15 protein-coding genes, 1 pseudogene and 1 riboswitch are annotated in these 16,475 nt (G+C 40.3%); of the genes and pseudogenes, 15 read left to right on the top strand and 1 reads right to left on the bottom strand.

The features are described from left to right. Nucleotides 1-112 precede the first annotated feature (112 nt). The 10 genes and pseudogenes from ACFPRA_RS02240 to ACFPRA_RS02195 form a co-directional block, all read left to right on the top strand. The gene (locus ACFPRA_RS02240; RefSeq protein ID WP_381430108.1) at nt 113-1,264 is read left to right on the top strand and encodes a thiolase family protein; all 1,152 of its coding nucleotides are present in this window, start codon (nt 113-115) and stop codon (nt 1,262-1,264) included. Between the two features lie 110 nt (nt 1,265-1,374). Beyond that, a complete protein-coding gene (locus ACFPRA_RS02235) occupies nt 1,375-2,151 on the top strand; it encodes an enoyl-CoA hydratase/isomerase family protein (RefSeq protein WP_381430105.1) in 777 nt (258 codons plus the stop codon). Between the two features lie 125 nt (nt 2,152-2,276). Continuing rightward, nucleotides 2,277-3,470, top strand: coding sequence for an acyl-CoA dehydrogenase family protein (locus ACFPRA_RS02230; RefSeq protein WP_381430103.1), 1,194 nt, complete (start codon nt 2,277-2,279; stop codon nt 3,468-3,470). Nucleotides 3,471-3,486: 16 nt separating this feature from the next. After that, nucleotides 3,487-4,623 (top strand): acyl-CoA dehydrogenase family protein, encoded by a 1,137-nt coding sequence (locus ACFPRA_RS02225; RefSeq protein WP_381430100.1) that lies wholly within the window; start codon nt 3,487-3,489, stop codon nt 4,621-4,623. 192 nt (nt 4,624-4,815) lie between these two features. Further along, nucleotides 4,816-5,901 carry a TRAP transporter substrate-binding protein gene (locus tag ACFPRA_RS02220; protein WP_381430098.1) on the top strand — a complete coding sequence of 362 codons (1,086 nt, stop codon included), beginning with the start codon at nt 4,816-4,818 and terminating at the stop codon, nt 5,899-5,901. Nucleotides 5,902-6,198: 297 nt separating this feature from the next. Continuing rightward, on the top strand, nt 6,199-7,284 hold the full coding sequence (locus ACFPRA_RS02215) for a TRAP transporter substrate-binding protein (RefSeq protein ID WP_381430096.1): 1,086 nt from the start codon (nt 6,199-6,201) through the stop codon (nt 7,282-7,284). Between the two features lie 22 nt (nt 7,285-7,306). Continuing rightward, nucleotides 7,307-8,392 carry a TRAP transporter substrate-binding protein gene (locus tag ACFPRA_RS02210; protein ID WP_381430093.1) on the top strand — a complete coding sequence of 362 codons (1,086 nt, stop codon included), beginning with the start codon at nt 7,307-7,309 and terminating at the stop codon, nt 8,390-8,392. A 142-nt stretch (nt 8,393-8,534) separates the two neighbouring features. Continuing rightward, nucleotides 8,535-8,635: riboswitch (purine riboswitch) on the top strand. Nucleotides 8,636-8,952: 317 nt separating this feature from the next. Next, entirely contained in the window at nt 8,953-9,225 is a 273-nt protein-coding gene (locus ACFPRA_RS02205) for a hypothetical protein (protein WP_381430090.1), read from the top strand. After that, nucleotides 9,212-9,433, top strand: a complete 222-nt coding sequence (locus ACFPRA_RS02200) for a LysR family transcriptional regulator substrate-binding protein (RefSeq protein ID WP_381430088.1) — start codon at nt 9,212-9,214, stop codon at nt 9,431-9,433. Before ACFPRA_RS02205 ends, ACFPRA_RS02200 begins: the two co-directional genes overlap by 14 nt. Before the next feature lie 110 nt (nt 9,434-9,543). Further along, nucleotides 9,544-10,332: pseudogene (locus ACFPRA_RS02195) on the top strand (cation:dicarboxylate symporter family transporter); the annotation flags it as partial. Between the two features lie 66 nt (nt 10,333-10,398). Here ACFPRA_RS02195 and ACFPRA_RS02190 read toward each other — a convergent pair. Then, the gene (locus ACFPRA_RS02190; RefSeq protein WP_381430086.1) at nt 10,399-11,202 is read right to left on the bottom strand and encodes an IclR family transcriptional regulator domain-containing protein; all 804 of its coding nucleotides are present in this window, start codon (nt 11,200-11,202) and stop codon (nt 10,399-10,401) included. 119 nt (nt 11,203-11,321) lie between these two features. On the opposite strand from ACFPRA_RS02190, the gene ACFPRA_RS02185 reads away from it, so the two are divergent. From ACFPRA_RS02185 to ACFPRA_RS02165, 5 genes are read left to right on the top strand one after another with little or no spacing between them, the layout of a single operon-like run. After that, nucleotides 11,322-12,170 carry a 3-hydroxyacyl-CoA dehydrogenase family protein gene (locus ACFPRA_RS02185; RefSeq protein ID WP_381430083.1) on the top strand — a complete coding sequence of 283 codons (849 nt, stop codon included), beginning with the start codon at nt 11,322-11,324 and terminating at the stop codon, nt 12,168-12,170. Nucleotides 12,171-12,225: 55 nt separating this feature from the next. Continuing rightward, a complete protein-coding gene (locus ACFPRA_RS02180; protein ID WP_381430080.1) occupies nt 12,226-13,374 on the top strand; it encodes an acyl-CoA dehydrogenase family protein in 1,149 nt (382 codons plus the stop codon). 33 nt (nt 13,375-13,407) lie between these two features. After that, nucleotides 13,408-14,625, top strand: a complete 1,218-nt coding sequence (locus ACFPRA_RS02175) for a CaiB/BaiF CoA transferase family protein (protein WP_381430078.1) — start codon at nt 13,408-13,410, stop codon at nt 14,623-14,625. A 55-nt stretch (nt 14,626-14,680) separates the two neighbouring features. Beyond that, the gene (locus ACFPRA_RS02170; protein WP_381430075.1) at nt 14,681-15,454 is read left to right on the top strand and encodes an electron transfer flavoprotein subunit beta/FixA family protein; all 774 of its coding nucleotides are present in this window, start codon (nt 14,681-14,683) and stop codon (nt 15,452-15,454) included. Nucleotides 15,455-15,469: 15 nt separating this feature from the next. Further along, nucleotides 15,470-16,447 (top strand): electron transfer flavoprotein subunit alpha/FixB family protein, encoded by a 978-nt coding sequence (locus tag ACFPRA_RS02165; RefSeq protein ID WP_381430072.1) that lies wholly within the window; start codon nt 15,470-15,472, stop codon nt 16,445-16,447. The last annotated feature ends 28 nt before the right edge of the window (nt 16,448-16,475 follow it).

Here is a 16,475-nt window from a genome sequence, read left to right as displayed (position 1 = left end):
TCTATATAGGTATACTCAATGAATGCGTTTCGAAATGTAGTTTAACAGTAAAGTAGATACATTATAAAGACAAATTAACTTATTACAAGAGATTTTAGGGAGGAAGATATGTATGCGTGAAGCGGTAATTGTAGAAATGGTTAGAACACCGGTAGGAAGACGTAATGGTAGCCTGAGCGGGATTCGTTCGGAAGAACTCGCAGCGAAAACTTTGGCAGAAGTAATCAAAAGAGCTGGAATTTCAGCATCTTTAGTAGAAGACGTTATTTTGGGGTGTGTTTCACAGGTAGGAGAGCAAGGTGGAGATATTGCTCGAGTTGCGACTTTAATTGCAGGGTATCCAGTTGAAGTGCCTGGAGTAACAGTAGATCGTCAATGTGGTTCGAGCCAGCAGGCGGTTGAGTTTGCAGCACAGGCAATTATTAGTGGAGATATGGATATTGTTGTTGCGGGTGGAATCGAAAACATGTCACGCGTTCCAATGGGGGCAAATAAACAAGGTGTTAAACCGAGCGAACAATTATCATCTAAATATGAACTCATTAACCAAGGACTTTCTGCGGATCGAATTGCCGAAAAATGGAATATTAGTCGTGAAGAAATGGATGCATTTTCATTAGAAAGTCATCGTAAAGCTATTAGAGCTAGAGCGGAAGGTTATTTTGAAAGGGAAATTCTTCCTGTTGAAGTTACATTGGAAGATGGGACGACTGCGATCTTAAAGGACGATGAAGGGCCTAGAGAAAATACAAGCTTGGAAAAATTAGCGACACTGAAACCAGCATTTGCTGAAGATGGTGGCATTACAGCGGGGAATTCAAGCCAAATTAGCGATGGCGCGACTGCGATTTTGCTGATGTCTCGTGACAAAGCTGAGGAACTCGGATTAAAACCAAGATTTAAAGTTCATACACGTACTGTTGTTGGTTCAGATCCCACTATGATGCTTACTGGACCAATTCCTGCAACGGAAAAAGCGTTGAAAAAGGCGAATTTAACAATTGATGATATTGATGTTTTTGAAGTGAATGAGGCGTTTGCATCAGTACCCATTGCATGGTTAAAGGAGACAGGTGCGGATCCAAAAAAATTAAATCCTAATGGAGGGGCGATTGCTCTTGGTCATCCATTGGGAGCAAGTGGTGGTCGTTTAATGATTACAATGATGCATGAACTAGAACGAACAGGCGGCAGGTACGGCCTTCAGACAATGTGCGAAGGAAATGGTATGGCCAATGCCACGATTATTGAAAGATTAGATTGATAGTTTGTGTTGATATTTCCTAGTTTCAATGAAGGTTTCCTTTTGTAAAGGAAGTCGTACTGACGTGAATGTTATTCTGAATAAAGTAGTGTATAAATTGAGGTGGAAAGATGACGAACGTGTTACAAAAAGAAAAGAAAAATCAAGTGCTGTATTTGACACTGAATCGACCGGAGAAATTGAATGCATTGTCCGCGGATCTTACCTCTAGTTTAATCAATGCACTAAAAGAGGCTGAGACAGATGATGATGTCAAAGTAATCATACTTACAGGGGCAGGCAGAGCTTTTTGTGCAGGTGGTGATGTCAGTACAATGGGGGCTAGAAGAGATCCAGCAGCGATCACTGCTTCAATGAAGGTCATTTCATCGATTACAAAAACGATTCTTCAACTTGACAAGTATGTGATTAGTGCCGTTCATGGATATGCGGCTGGAGCTGGGTTCAGTTTGGCGCTTGCCTCAGACTTTATCATTGCAGATCGGCATGCCTCCTTTGTTTCAAGCTTTAAAAACATTGGGTTAGTTCCAGATTTAGGGCTCATTAAGCTTTTAGCAGAACGAGTACCAATTCCGATAGCCAAAGAGTGGATTTCCTCAGCGAAAGTAGTTAGTGCCGAAGAAGCATATGCGGAACGAGTCATTAATCGTATTGCGGCAAAAGATTTATTGGAAGAGGCAACTGAATTCGCACAGTTTATAATTGACGGTCCACCACTTTCAAATAAATTTGTGAAATATATGTTGAATAATGCCAGTGATTTTTCACACGAGACAAGTATTATGCAGGAAAATATTATTCAAGCACTTATGTTTCAAACAGAGGATGCGAAAGAAGGAGTTCGGGCTTTCACGGAAAAAAGATTACCGGATTTCAAAGGGAAATAGGTTTTTTAACAATACGTATAGAAATTGGATCATGCGTTTGGAATTCCGAATATTCGACCTTTCAGTCTGGGATAACATAGATTTCACATTTGAAAAGAGATGTATAAAAAGGAGGAGCGTATTTTATGGACTTTTCATTTACACCTGAAGAAGAAAAGTTTCGAGATGAATTAAGAACATGGTTAGAAGTAAATTTACCAGCGGGTTGGATTGAAGGAACGTATGTAATGCCTGAAGAGGATGCAGCCAAAGGAGCCTTTTTAAGAGAATGGCAACATAAATTATCTGAAGGTGGATGGGCAGGAATTTCCTGGCCTAAAGAGTACGGAGGGAGAGGGGCTTCTCTCATAGAAGAAGTTATTTATGAACAAGAAATGGCTAGAGTTAAAGCCCCTCCTGTATTGAATATTATTGGGACTGCGATGGTTGGACCAACATTATTACAAATAGGTACCGACAAACAGAAAGAGCAATATATTCATAAAATCTTAAATGGTGAAGAGATTTGGTGTCAAGGTTATTCTGAACCGAGTGCGGGTTCTGATTTAGCAGCCATTCAAACAAGGGCAGTGAAGCAAGGTGAAAATTGGATCATAAATGGACAGAAAACATGGACGAGTTATGCACATTTCGCAGATCGTTGTTTCGTACTTGCTCGGACAGAAGATACGGGTAAAAAACATGAAGGGATTACTGCTTTTCTAGTAGATATACATCAAGAAGGTGTTGAAAGACAGACAATCCGATCTATCAATGATAAACGTGATTTTAATGAGATGTTTTTTGATAATGCGGTTGTTCACGAATCAGATATCGTTGGAGAAGTGAATGATGGTTGGCGTGTTGGGCTTATCTTGCTAAGTCATGAGCGTGTTGGAGTTGCTAGACAAACATTTAGGTTGCAGAAGTTGTTTGAAGAACTACTAGATTTGACTAAGAATCTAAAAAGAAACGGTCGGCCTTTGATTCAAGATCCAATTGTCCGACAGAAACTAGCCGGTTTCCGTGCAGAAACGCGGGCGTTACTTTTAAATTATTACCGTCATCTAACGGAGACGATTCGCAATGGTCGACCAGGTCCAGAAGGCTCAATTGATAAATTGAACTCTAGTGAATTGAGCCAAAGAATTTTATCATTTGCAATATCATTACAGGGAGAAAGTAGCTTGTTATGGAAAGAGGATGCCCTCGTCTCTCCTAGTTGGCAACAAGATTATTTACGTGCGTATGCACATACCATTGAAGGTGGAACATCAGAGATTCAAAAGAATATAATAGCCGAGAGAATTCTTGGATTACCGAAGGATATAAAATATTGATACGGGGGATGAAAAGATGGACTTTTTGCTAAATGAAGAACAACAAACATTTCAATCTTCTGCACGTCAGTTAATAACGTCTAAAGGAGATTTAAATCTTTCCCGTCGATATACGGAAGGCGAGGAGGGTATCCTAACCGAATTATGGACGGAACTAGGGGAACTTGGTTATTTAGGGATTAATATATCAGAGCAATACGGTGGTCTTGGAATGGGAGCACTCACACTAGTTCCTGTACTAGAAGAGATTGGTCGGGCCGTGCTTCCAGGTCCTTACGCAGAAACGATGGCCTTTGCAACTCCGTTATTAGAAGCATATGGAACTCCAGAGCAAAAGCAGAAGTATTTATCGGAAATTGCAGCGGGGAAAAGAAAGATATCAATCGCCTTACTTGAAGAAAGTATAGACTTTCATCCTGCCACTATCCAATTGGAAGCAAAGGAAGTTGATGAAGGGTATATCGTTACAGGGAAGAAACTCCTTGTTCCTAATGCAGATGTCGCGGATACACTCATTGTTCCAGTCAGAACAGGAGGAGGCCATGGGGAGTATGGTATTTCCTTGTTGCTGGTAGATCGCGAGGACGTAGAATGGAAAATTGAACGCTTAAAAAATCTTGATGAAACTAGAAATGTATGTAATGTGACTTTTGATCATGTTCATATCGCTAAGGAGCAGCTGTTGGGAACAAAAAATATTGCCTGGGGAATATTGCAAGAGGGATTAGTTTACTTAAACGCAGCTCTTTGTTCTACGATGGTTGGAGGAATAGAAAAGGTTGTCGAAATGTCAACAGAACACGGAAATACGCGTATGCAGTTTGGACAACCGATTGGAAGATTTCAAGCGATTAAACATCGTATCGTTGATATGAAATTAGCTTTGGAAGGTTCGCGTTCTTTAACTTATTATGCGGCTTGGGCAGTTGAAAATAGACCGGAAGAAATGATAGAAGCGGTATCGCTTGCCAAATCATATACTTCTGAATCCTACGTCAAAGTATCGGGGGATAATATTCAGAATCATGGTGGTTTGGGCTTTACATGGGAATTTGATTGTCATTTATTCCTGAAGAGAGCAAGAGCATTAGAAAACTACCTAGGTTCTCCTAGTGAACATCGTGAGAAAGTGGCGGAAGAATTGGGTTGGTAATCTTGTCAACAACGCATGACGCTTGGGGAGATCTATGGCGATAAGCCAGGCGATCTAAGCGTCTGCGCTGGAGATTAGATAAAAGTCATCAGTTCAACAGATTTTGGTGTCGAAATTATTTAAGAGTGAATGTAAGCGTTTCCTCATCTCTTTTTATCCGTAGTAAACGAAAAATACGAGGGGGTTACTTTAATGAAGAACTTTAAGGGAGTACTCTTTATTGTATCACTAGTTTTCTTATTAGCGGCATGTAGTGGAGATGGCAAGGAAGCAAGTTCGGAAGAAACATTCACGTTAAAGTACAACAGTGCATTACCTCCTTCAACACAAGAGTGGCACGCGAAGGCGAAGGCGACAGAAGAATTTGCTGAATTAGTAGAGCAAAGATCTAATGGACGAGTAAAAATTGATATTTTTTATAGTAACCAATTGGCAGGTCAAGTCGAATCGTTGGACGCTCTTGCAAAAGGGACAATCGATTTTCAAAATCTTACGCCTTCTGCTTGGGGAGATAAGATTCCAGAGGGTGGGTTCGCTGCATTACCGTATTGGAATCTAAATGAAGAACATTCCTTATATATCATGCGTGAAACAGAAATTGGAGAGCTGTATGAAGAGGCAATGGAGAATTATGGCGTTAAAGTGTTAAGTTATTGGCCAACTAGCGCTACTGGACTTATGTCTAATAAACCGATTAGAAGTGTAAGTGATCTAAAAGGACTTACTATGAACTTGACTAGCGACTTAGTGGCCGATTTTTATAAAAAAGCAGGCGTTGGGGTTGCTACAATTCCGTATGCTGAGCAATATGAAGCCTTGTTACGGGGGACACTGGATGGTATTCAATTCCCTTTTTATTCTTTAGAAGACTATAAATTGGCTGAAGTTGTAGATTATATTACTAAGCCTGCCACAATTAGCCCAGCCCTGGGACTTGTTGCGATGAGTCAAAAGACGATGGACAGACTTCCAGAGGATCTTCAGAAAATTATTATCGATACGGCTATTGAAATGGAAAATGAAGGCGTGGCTGGTTCTAAGAGATTAACAGAAGAGGCTTATGTATATGCGCAAGAAAATGGTATAGAAATCATAAATATGACGAAAGAAGCCTATGAAGAAATGCGGGAGCTACATAAGACAACGACATGGGTTAAGTTTACAGAAAAGAATGACAGGACAAAGAAAATGGTAGAATTACTCGATGGAGAAACAGAAAAGTGGAAAAAGGAAAATCCGGAGATGGTGGAGGAATTCGAAAAGTCTTTTGGAGGGTAAAACCGTAGGGAATAGTTAAATAATGTGACTTTTGGCTACGATTATATAGATAATGAGTAACTGCTGGAAGTGGCTAATGTTACTAAGTTATTAGTGTACTTAAACGTAGTCCTTTCTCCTGCGATGGTTGGAGAAATAGAGAAAGTTTTTGAAATATCGAAATATAGAAGTGAGTCGAATGTCTCCGTTGGAGCTTTGGTGAAAATCATTGTTCAACATGAAATTGTTTACAACTGAATATAAGCATTTCCTCATCTTTTATCCATGGTAAACGAAAAATACAAGGGGGTTACTTTAATGAAGAACTTTAAGGGATTACTCTTTATTGTATCATTTGTTTTCTTATTAGCGGCATGTAGTGCAGATGGCAAGGAAGCAAGTTCAGAAGAAACATTTACGTTAAAGTACAATAGTGCATTTCTTCCATCATCACAAGAATGGCATGCGAAGGCGAAAGCAACAGAAGAATTTGCTAGATTGGTAGAGGAAAGATCAGAAGGACGAATAAAAATTGATATTTTTTATAGTAACCAATTGGCGGGACAAGTCGAATCGTTAGACGCCCTTGCAAAAGGGACGATCGATCTTCAAAATATTACGCCTGTTGCTTGGGGAGATAAGATTCCAGAAGGGAGTTTCACTGCATTACCTTATTGGAATATAAATGAAGAACATTCATTATATATAATGCGTGAAACAGAAATTGGAAAGCTATATGAAGAAGAGATGGAGAAGTATGGCGTTAAAATGTTAAGTTATTGGCCAGCAAGTGCTACTGGATTTATGTCTAATAAACCTATTAGAAGTGTAAGTGATTTAAAAGGATTGACAATGAACTTGAGTGGCGACTTATTGGCTGATTTTTATAAAAAAGCAGGGATAGGGGTTGCTACAATTCCGTATGCCGAGCAATATGAAGGCTTGTTAAGGGGTACGCTTGATGGTATTCAATTCCCATTCTCCTCTTTAGAAGATTATAAATTAGGTGAAGTTATAGACTATATTACTAAGCCAGCAACAATTAGCCCAGCTCTGGGAATCGTTGCAATGAGTCAAAAGACAATGGATAAGCTTCCGGAAGATCTTCAGAAAATTATTATAGATACCGCTATCGAGATGGAGAACGAAGGAGTAGCTGCTTCCAAGAGATTAACAGAAGAGTCCTTGATATATGCGCAAGAAAATGATGTGGATATTATAAATATGACGAAAGAAGCCTATGAAGAAATGCGGCAGCTACATAAGACAACGACATGGGTTAATTTTGCAGCAAAGAATGACAGAACAAAGAAGATGGTAGAATTACTCGATGGAGAAACAGAAAAGTGGAAAAAGGAAAATCCAGAGATGGTGAAGGAATTCGAAAAGTCTTTTGGAGAGTAAGAATATAGAGGATGGTTAAATAATGAAGAAGTTTAAGGGATTATTTCTTATTGTATCAATTATTTTGTTATTAGCAGCATGTGATGGGGGTAGCAAGCAAGCAAGTTCAGAAGAAACATTCACGTTAAAGTATAACAGTGCATTTCCTCCTTCAATAGAAGAATGGCATGCGAAGGCGAAAGCAACAGAAGAATTTGTTAGATTGGTAGAGGAAAGATCGAATGGACGAGTAAAAATTGATATTTTTTATAGTAACCAATTGGCAGGACAAGTCGAATCGTTAGACGCTCTTGCAAAAGGGACAATCGATCTTCAAAACATTACGCCTACTGCTTGGGGAGATAAAATTCCGGAAGGGAGTTTCACTGCATTACCTTATTGGAATATAAATGAAGAACACTCATTATATATAATGCGTGAAACAGAAATTGGAAAGCAGTATGAAGAGGCGATGGAGAATTATGGTGTTAAAGTGTTAAGTTACTGGCCAGGAAGCGCTACAGGACTTATGTCTAACAAACCGATTAAAAATGTAAGTGATTTAAAAGGACTGACAATGAACTTGACTAGCGATTTAATGGCTGATTTTTATAAACAAACAGGTATTGGGGTTGCTACAATTCCGTATGCTGAGCAATATGAAGCCTTGTTACGGGGAACGCTGGATGGTATTCAATTCCCTTTTTATTCGTTAGAAGATTATAAATTAGCCGAAGTGGTTGACTATATTACTAAGCCTGCAACAATTAGCCCAGCTCTAGGAGTAGTTGCAATGAGTCAAAAGACAATGGATAAGCTTCCGGAGGATCTTCAGAAAATTATTATTGACACTGCTCTCGAAATGGAGAATGAAGGATTGGCTGGTTCTAAGAAGTTAACAGAAGAGGCTTATATTTATGCGCAAGAAAATGATATAGAAATAATTAATATGACGAAAGTAGCCTATGAAGAAATTCGTGAGTTACACAAGGAAACGACATGGGCCAATTTTGCAAAGAAGAGTGATGGAGCAAAGAAAATGGTAGACCTGCTTGATGAAGAAACAGAAAAGTGGAAAAAAGAAAATCCTGGGATGGCGGAAGAGTTTGAAAATTCATTCGGGAAGTAAAAATATGTGTACTTTTAAAGTATACAAAGTACCATTATTTTTACAATTATAGTGAATTGTTCAACTTATGCTGCGGAGTTCGATACTTTTTGAAATGTTTTTTCAAAACTAAAACGGTCTGTTATAATTCACTAGTCCTTTTACAAACTAATAAATATCCACTCGTATAATCGCTGGAATATAGCCTGCAAGTTTCTACCGAATCCCGTAAAGATTTCGACTATGAGTAGCAATATCATTGCGTTTCATTTGCCCCAAAAATGTTATTTAGGTTAATGGATGAAGTGCGTACCCAAGAAATATTGTTCACTCATTTAGTGTGTACAATATTTCTTGGGTTTTTCTTTTTGTTTTGCACCTAATAAAGCTATTGATGTATATGAACAGGATATTTGTATATTCTTTAAAAGTGGATGGTAAGCCCGTAATCAAACAACGCATATAAACATGAAGCACCTCCTGGTACGATAAATACATCAATTTATAGGAGGTGCTTTCTTGCTATGAACGATTGAAAGTATGGATTACGTTGAAAAACGTTCTGCACGTCGATGAGACCTATGCCCAGAGAACGACCGGTTGCAAAGAAACGAACGCCGAATGTCTTAGCCTTTTCCGGTGAAATTTCCGGCACAGGATTGGCTAGCGGAACTGGCAACACCCGCGGCGCCTACGCCGTTAACAACAATTTTGACTTCGTTTATTTTTTATTTGTCAGCCTTAATGCATTCAGTAAACCAGCACCGACAACGATAGCGGTTCCGACTTATCCGGATTGGAACGTTTTCGAGTGTTTCGTGCAATTGGTTGCCGGGGCTGATGAAAGATTTTAAGGAACAATATCACGCTGTGCAATTTGAATTGCACCAAGGTGAGTATACAGCGATTTCAAATTGGATTAAAGAAGGACGTGTAGATTTTGGCTTTATCAATACAACCGCTGTATCGAATCTGACGGCAATCCTACTCCAAGAAGATGAAATGCTTGCTGTATTGCCGACGGACCATCCTTTAGCTACCACACCACACCGTTTCCTTTGAAGACTTAACAAATGAACCTTATATTCTTTTGGACGAGGGAGAACTAAAGAACCGCTAACCATTTTTCAACAAAATAACTTAGAACCGAATATCCAATACCGGGTGCATGTGTGTTGTTCGGATTGGGACTTGCATCCATCGGTGAAAGGGGCAAGCCTGTCATTTCATTTTTCCAAGTTGCTTCGGAAGTGATGTTCTATGAGATCAATTTTATGATGAGGTTTGCGCCCATAGGTGTGTTTGCTTTAATCGGTGTAGCGGTTTAAAAATTTGGTCTTGAATCATTGATACCACTTGGTAAGTTAGTCATTCTGTTCTATGTGAAAATGGTCTTCATTGTTGTCGTTGTACTTGGTGGGCTTGCGAAGTTGGTTGGCTCAAGTATCTTTTCGATTATGAAATATTTGAAAGATGAACTGTTTTTAGCCTATTCTACATACAGCTCGGAAACTGTTTTACCCAAACTTGTGGAGAAAATGGAGAAGATGGGCTCTCCGAGAGAGAGTGTTTCATTTGTAATTCCGACGGGCTATTCTTTTAATTTGGGCGGATCGACAGTATACCAAGCGCTTGCCGCCTTTTTTATTGCATAATTATATGGGATTGACCTAAGTATGACAGAGCAAATAACATTCGTACTCGTGTTAATGATTACGTCAAACGGAATTGCGGGTGTACCGGGTATTACTTTTGTCGTACTATTGGCTACGTTTGGACCGGTCGGTATCCCGCTTAAAGGTATTGCATTTATCGATGGTATTGACAGACTTCTTGATATGGGGCGTACAGTTGTAAAAGTATTGGGAAATACCTTAGCTACTATTGTGATAGCCAAGTGGGAAGGGCGTTTCAATACCGAAAATGCAAAATCTCTTACTTCCATTGGAAAATTAACATGAGAATAAAAAAGAATCCTATGTCTATTGCAACTTGAGTTAAAGTGCTAGGACGTAGGATTTTTTGATTCAATGAATAATTTCAAACTCAATATTGTGGCTGATCTGTTCTGCTGCATCTAAGACGAATGGGAGATATTCCTGAATCACTTGCTCAATAGCGACTCTTCCGGAATGCGTCGGGCAATTCACCGCGGCAACGACTTCTCCTCGTATATCCCTCACTGGAGCTGAAATGGAGATTAGTCCCAATTCTAATTGATCGCTACTCAAAGCCCAGCCGTTTTCACGGATTTTCTTTAGCTCTTCTCGAATTTGTGTTTCGGAAGTAATTGTTTTTTCTGTTAGAGCCTCCAGTTCCGCTTGTTCAAAATAAGAATCTAATTTGTCGTCAGGAAGGTGGGCGAGGAGAACTAATCCTGGTGAAGTCGCGTGAGCTGGCAAACGGGATCCAACATCCAAGGAATAATTCATAATTTTATTCACAGAAACACGCGCAGCATAGACGACATCTGTGTGATCTAAGATGACAAGAGAGCTGGACTCTTTTACGTTTTTTGATAATTGTTCAAGAAATGGTTGTGCAATTTCCCAGATGTTATGTGAAGAAAGATAAGCGTACCCCAATGAAAGGATTTTCGAGGTAAGCGAAAATCTACCTTCGTTTAAATGAGCATATCCAAGGTTTTCTAATGTCAACAATACTCGTCGCGTGACTGGACGCGATAATCCGCTACGTACAGCTGCTTCGCTAATTGTTAAACTGGCACAATCTTGGAAAGATTTTATAACCACTAATCCGCGTTCAAGTGTTTTCAGAAAATCCCCTGAATCTCCTCTTTTATTTTCAGAATTTATATTTGAGTTTGACAAATTAAAAGACCTCCATTATAGTTATCATAAATTGTACGAATAATAAATTCGTTGTACGATAATCGTACGAAACTATTTTGTATTTGTCAAAGAAAGACTTTTAGAAGAGGTGATGAAAAGTGAAGAACATTAGTGTTATTGGAGCAGGAACAATGGGGAGGGGAATCGCCTATGCAGCAGCACTTGGCGGGTTTAACGTTGTTCTGAATGATGTGAGTGAAGAAAATGTAAAGAAAGCGCAGCAGTATATTGAAGAAATAATGAGGGGGAGTGCTAAAAAGGGATTTTTGCAAACAGAGGAAGTAGAACGAGCACTCACTCAAATTTCTTATTCTACTGATTTCAATGAAGCTGTAAAAGAATCAGACTTAGTTGTGGAAGCTGTATTTGAGTTAATGGAAGTTAAAATTGAAATGTTTAAAAAGCTGGACGACGCTTGTCCAACACATACCATTTTGGCAACGAATACATCAACGATGAGTCCGACTGAAATTGCAGCTCAAACGAAACGATCGGATCAATGCATTGCGATGCATTTTTTTAATCCGGTACACAAAATGAAGCTCATTGAAGTGATTCGAGGCTTGGATACTTCCGACGAAACCGTAGCTAAAGTAATGGAAGTCGGGAAGAAAATGGGAAAAGAGTGCGTTGAAGTTAATGAGTTTCCAGGCTTCGTGACAAGCAGGATGAATTGTCTAATCGGGAATGAAGCGATGAATATGCTTGTGGAAGGTGTTGCTTCAGCAGCTGACATTGATAAGGCGATGAAACTTGGATTGAACCATCCGATGGGACCGCTTGAATTGGCAGATCTTGTTGGGCTGGATTCTCGGTTGAGGAATATGGAATACCTCTATCAAACATTAGGGGAGAAATATAGACCTTCACCTATTCTTGTTAAATACGTGAAGGCAGGCAGATTAGGGAAGAAATCAGGCAAAGGGTTCTATGATTATACAAATTGAGATGGAATTTGACGAATGAAATTAAAAGATAAAAAATGAGAGGGGAAGAGAAAAAGTGAATTTTGAATTATCAGAAGAGATCGAGGAATTAAGAAAGGTAGTTCGCAAATTTATTTTGGAAGAAGTCGAACCTGTGGCGATGGAAATCGAAGAGAAAAATGAGATTCCTGCACACATTATGGAAATGACAAAAGAACTGGGATTGTTTGGTCTTAGTATTCCGGAAGAGTACGGCGGGCTAGGTCTGGATATGGTTGGGAAGTGTGCAATTTACGAAGAAATTGGAAAAACACATAATGGGTACACAACGCTAATTGGCGCACACACCGGTATTGGTTCAGTAGGAATTGTAGAGTTAGGAAACGATGAACAGAAGAAAAAATATTTGCCGAAAATGGCATCAGGTGAATGGATAGGCGCTTTTGCCCTAACAGAGCCAAGCGCAGGCTCCAATGCAGCAAATCTAAAAACGACAGCTGTAAAAAAAGGAGAAAAATACATTATAAACGGTTCTAAACACTACATTACAAATGCTGTAGATGCACATGTCTTTACTGTTATGGCTGTAACTGATCCAGAAAAAGGAGCAAAAGGAATCACATCTTTTATTGTAGAAAAAGATTTCCCGGGATTCAAATTAGGAAAAGTAGAAGACAAAATGGGGCTGAGGGGATCCCATTCAGCGGAGCTATTCTTTGAAGATATGGAGGTTCCAGCAGAAAATGTTCTTGGTGAAGAAGGATTGGGTTATGTCAATGCGCTAAAAATCCTCGCCAATGGTCGTGCAGGCCTGGCAGCAAGAAATCTGGGTTCCTGTGAAAAACTGCTGGATCATTCTATCAAGTATGCACTTGAAAGGGAACAATTCGGCAAGCCGATTTTTGAGCAACAAGCTGTTCAACATATGATCGCCGATATGGCGACTGAAATTGAAGTGCTTCGTTCGATCACTTATCGGGTGGCATGGATGACCGATCAGAATCAACGTGTAGTGAAGGATGCATCCATTGCCAAGTTGTTCGGATCTGAAGTTTATAATCGTGTAGCGGATTTGGCGATTCAAGTCCATGGTGGCATCGGATACATTAAGGAATACCCGATTGAAAGATACTACCGCGATGCAAGAATTACAACGATCTATGAGGGAACAAGCCAAATCCAAAAGAATATCATCGCAGCTGAATTGAAGCGCCAGTATACCTAATATTAAAGAGGAACGGAGAAAGGGGTTGGCATGATGCAAGCATTGGATGGTATTAAAGTGTTGGATTTGTCTCGAACTTTGGCAGGTCCTTATAGTAGCATGCTGTTGGGGGACATGGGTGCGGATATCGTGAAGGTCGAGCAACCTGGAAAAGGGGATGAGTCAAGGCAATTTACTCCACCAGCTTGGAACGGGGAAAGCTGTTACTTTTTATCTTCCAACCGAAATAAGCGGAGTATCACCATCGACTTGAAAACAGATGAGGGCAGGGAAATCGTTTATAAGCTGGCGAAGGAAGCGGATGTTCTCATTGAAAATTTCCGTACGGGTGCATTGGATAAGCTCGGTCTTGGTTATGAACAGTTAAAGGAACTGAATCCACGTCTTATCTATTGTTCAATCTCCGGTTTTGGTCGTACCGGACCTGAGAAAAATCGGGCGGGCTATGATCTGCTCTTGCAAGGGTATGGGGGTTTGATGAGTATTACGGGAGAAGCAGATCGGACACCGGCCAAAGCCGGCATGTCAATTGTGGATTTAACGACGGGGATGTATGCCGTTTATGGCATTTTGACCGCCCTTATCGCAAGGGATAAGACGGAGAAGGGTCAATTTATCGATGTTAGCTTATTGGATGGCCAAATCTCTTTGTTAAACCATATGGCAACTGGATACTTTGCGACAGGCAAACCCGCTGGTCGTATGGGGTCGGCCCATCCCACCCTAGTACCCTATCAGGCATTTTCAGCTAAGGATACGGATATCATTTTAGCTGTGGCGAATAACGGGCTTTGGGAAAAATGCTGCCGTGCCATGGGGTGGGAGAACTTGCTCGAAGATTCGAGATTTGTAACGAATGACGCTAGGGTGAGCAATCGAGCCATTTTAATTCCAATGATTAGTGAAAGGCTTGCGAAATTAGAAAGCGAGGAGATATTTGATACACTGGATGCGGTTGGAGTGCCATGTGGACCAATTCATACCATCGATCAAGTAGTCAATCACCCCCAAGTAAAGGCAAGGGAGATGATTTTGGAAGTCGAGCATCCAACAGTCCCGAATTTAAAAATACCAGGGTTCCCAGTGAAACTATCGGATACACCAGCCAGTCTACAAAAATATCCTCCTTTACTCGGCGAACATACAGAAGAGATTCTAGATCAGCTAGGGTTCTCTCCTGAACAGATTGAAGAGCTGAAAATTAAGCGCATTATCGGAGATCCGGTGCAGAAAAATTACTCTTTATCTTAAAAATGATTGAAGTACTATTTCTCGAAATTCCATCGAAAATGAGGAGGAATGATCCATGAACATCTATGTCCTTTTAAAAAGAACATTTGATACCGAGGAAAAAATAACGTTATCGAATGGAAGTATTGATGAGGGAGGGGCAGAATTCATCATCAATCCGTATGATGAATATGCAATTGAAGAAGCCATTCTATTAAAAGATCAACATGGAGGAACTGTCACAGTACTGACGATCGGCAATGAAGAGGCAGAGAAACAACTGAGGACGGCTCTTGCGATGGGATGTGACCAAGCTGTCTTAATCAATCTGGAAGATGATATTGAAGAAAGCGATCCGTTTACCACTTCTAAAATTTTAGCACACTATTTCAAAGGAAAAGCATTTGACATCATTTTAGGAGGTAATGTCTCGATCGATAAAAGCTCAGGGCAAGTCGGCCCGCGTCTGGCTGAACTATTGGATATCCCTTACGTAACCACGATTACGAAAATAATGGTCGATGGTAAAACGGCTGTTATCGAACGGGATGTGGAAGGGGATAGCGAAACGATTGAAACTTCGCTCCCATTACTTGTAACAGCACAACAAGGATTAAATGAGCCGCGTTATCCGTCGTTACCCGGGATTATGAAAGCAAAGAAAAAGCCGCTGGAAGAATTGGAATTGGATGATTTGAATCTGGATAAAGAAGATATCGCCCCGAAATCCAAGACTATTGAAGTGTATCTACCACCTAAAAAGGAAGCGGGCAAAATTCTGGAAGGCGAGCTTGAAACGCAAGTGAAAGAACTATTCACGTTACTTCGTACAGAAGCGAAAGTCATATAAGGGAGAGGAATTACGATGGCTAGAAAAGTGTTAGTGCTAGGTGAAATTCGTGAAGGTGCGCTTCGCAATGTGTCATTTGAAGCGATCGCTGCTGCAAAAACAGTTGCTGAAGGCGGTGAAGTCGTCGGTGTGTTGCTAAGTGATCGAGCTTCTGACTTTGCACAGGAGATAATCGCATATGGCGCAGATCGTGTCATTTTAGTGGAAGATGAAAAATTGAAAACGTATACATCGGATGGCTTTGGACAAGCCATTCTACAAATCTTAGACACTGAAAAACCTGAAGGGATCATCATGGGGCATACAGCTCTTGGGAAAGATCTTGCCCCAAAAGTAGCCGCGAAAATGGAATCGGGATTAATTTCAGATGCGACTGCTGTTGAAGTAACGGGAGATCAAGTAGTATTTACCCGCCCTATTTACTCAGGGAAAGCATTTGAAAAGAATAGCATTCCGGATGGCATTGTATTTGCAACCATTCGCCCTAACAATATTGCAGCACTTGAAAAGGACGGGACACGGACTGGTGAAGTAAGTTCGTTCAATGCTGAAATCAAAGATCTTCGTACAATCATTAAAGAGATTGTACGAAAAACTTCAGAAGGTGTTGATTTATCTGAAGCGAAAGTGATTGTGGCTGGTGGTCGAGGTGTGAAAAGCGCAAATGGGTTTAAGGTTTTACAGGATTTGGCGAACACATTGGGCGGGGCAGTCGGTGCTTCCCGTGGCGCATGTGATGCCGATTACTGTGATTATTCCCTTCAAATCGGTCAGACTGGAAAGGTCGTCACGCCTGATTTATATATCGCTTGTGGAATTTCGGGAGCCATTCAACATTTGGCTGGAATGTCCAATTCCAAAGTCATTGTTGCGATTAATAAAGACCCTGAAGCGAATATTTTTCAAGTCGCCGATTATGGCATTGTAGGAGACTTATTTGAAGTTGTTCCTTTATTAACAGAAGAAATCAAGAAATCCCTCGTTTCGGTATAAGTGCAGACTATAATCATTGAAGGAACGA

This window comes from Sporosarcina soli, assembly GCF_042655805.1.
GTDB classification, from domain to species: Bacteria; Bacillota; Bacilli; order Bacillales_A; family Planococcaceae; genus Sporosarcina; species Sporosarcina soli.
This window is presented reverse-complemented; position numbering and strand designations above follow the sequence as displayed.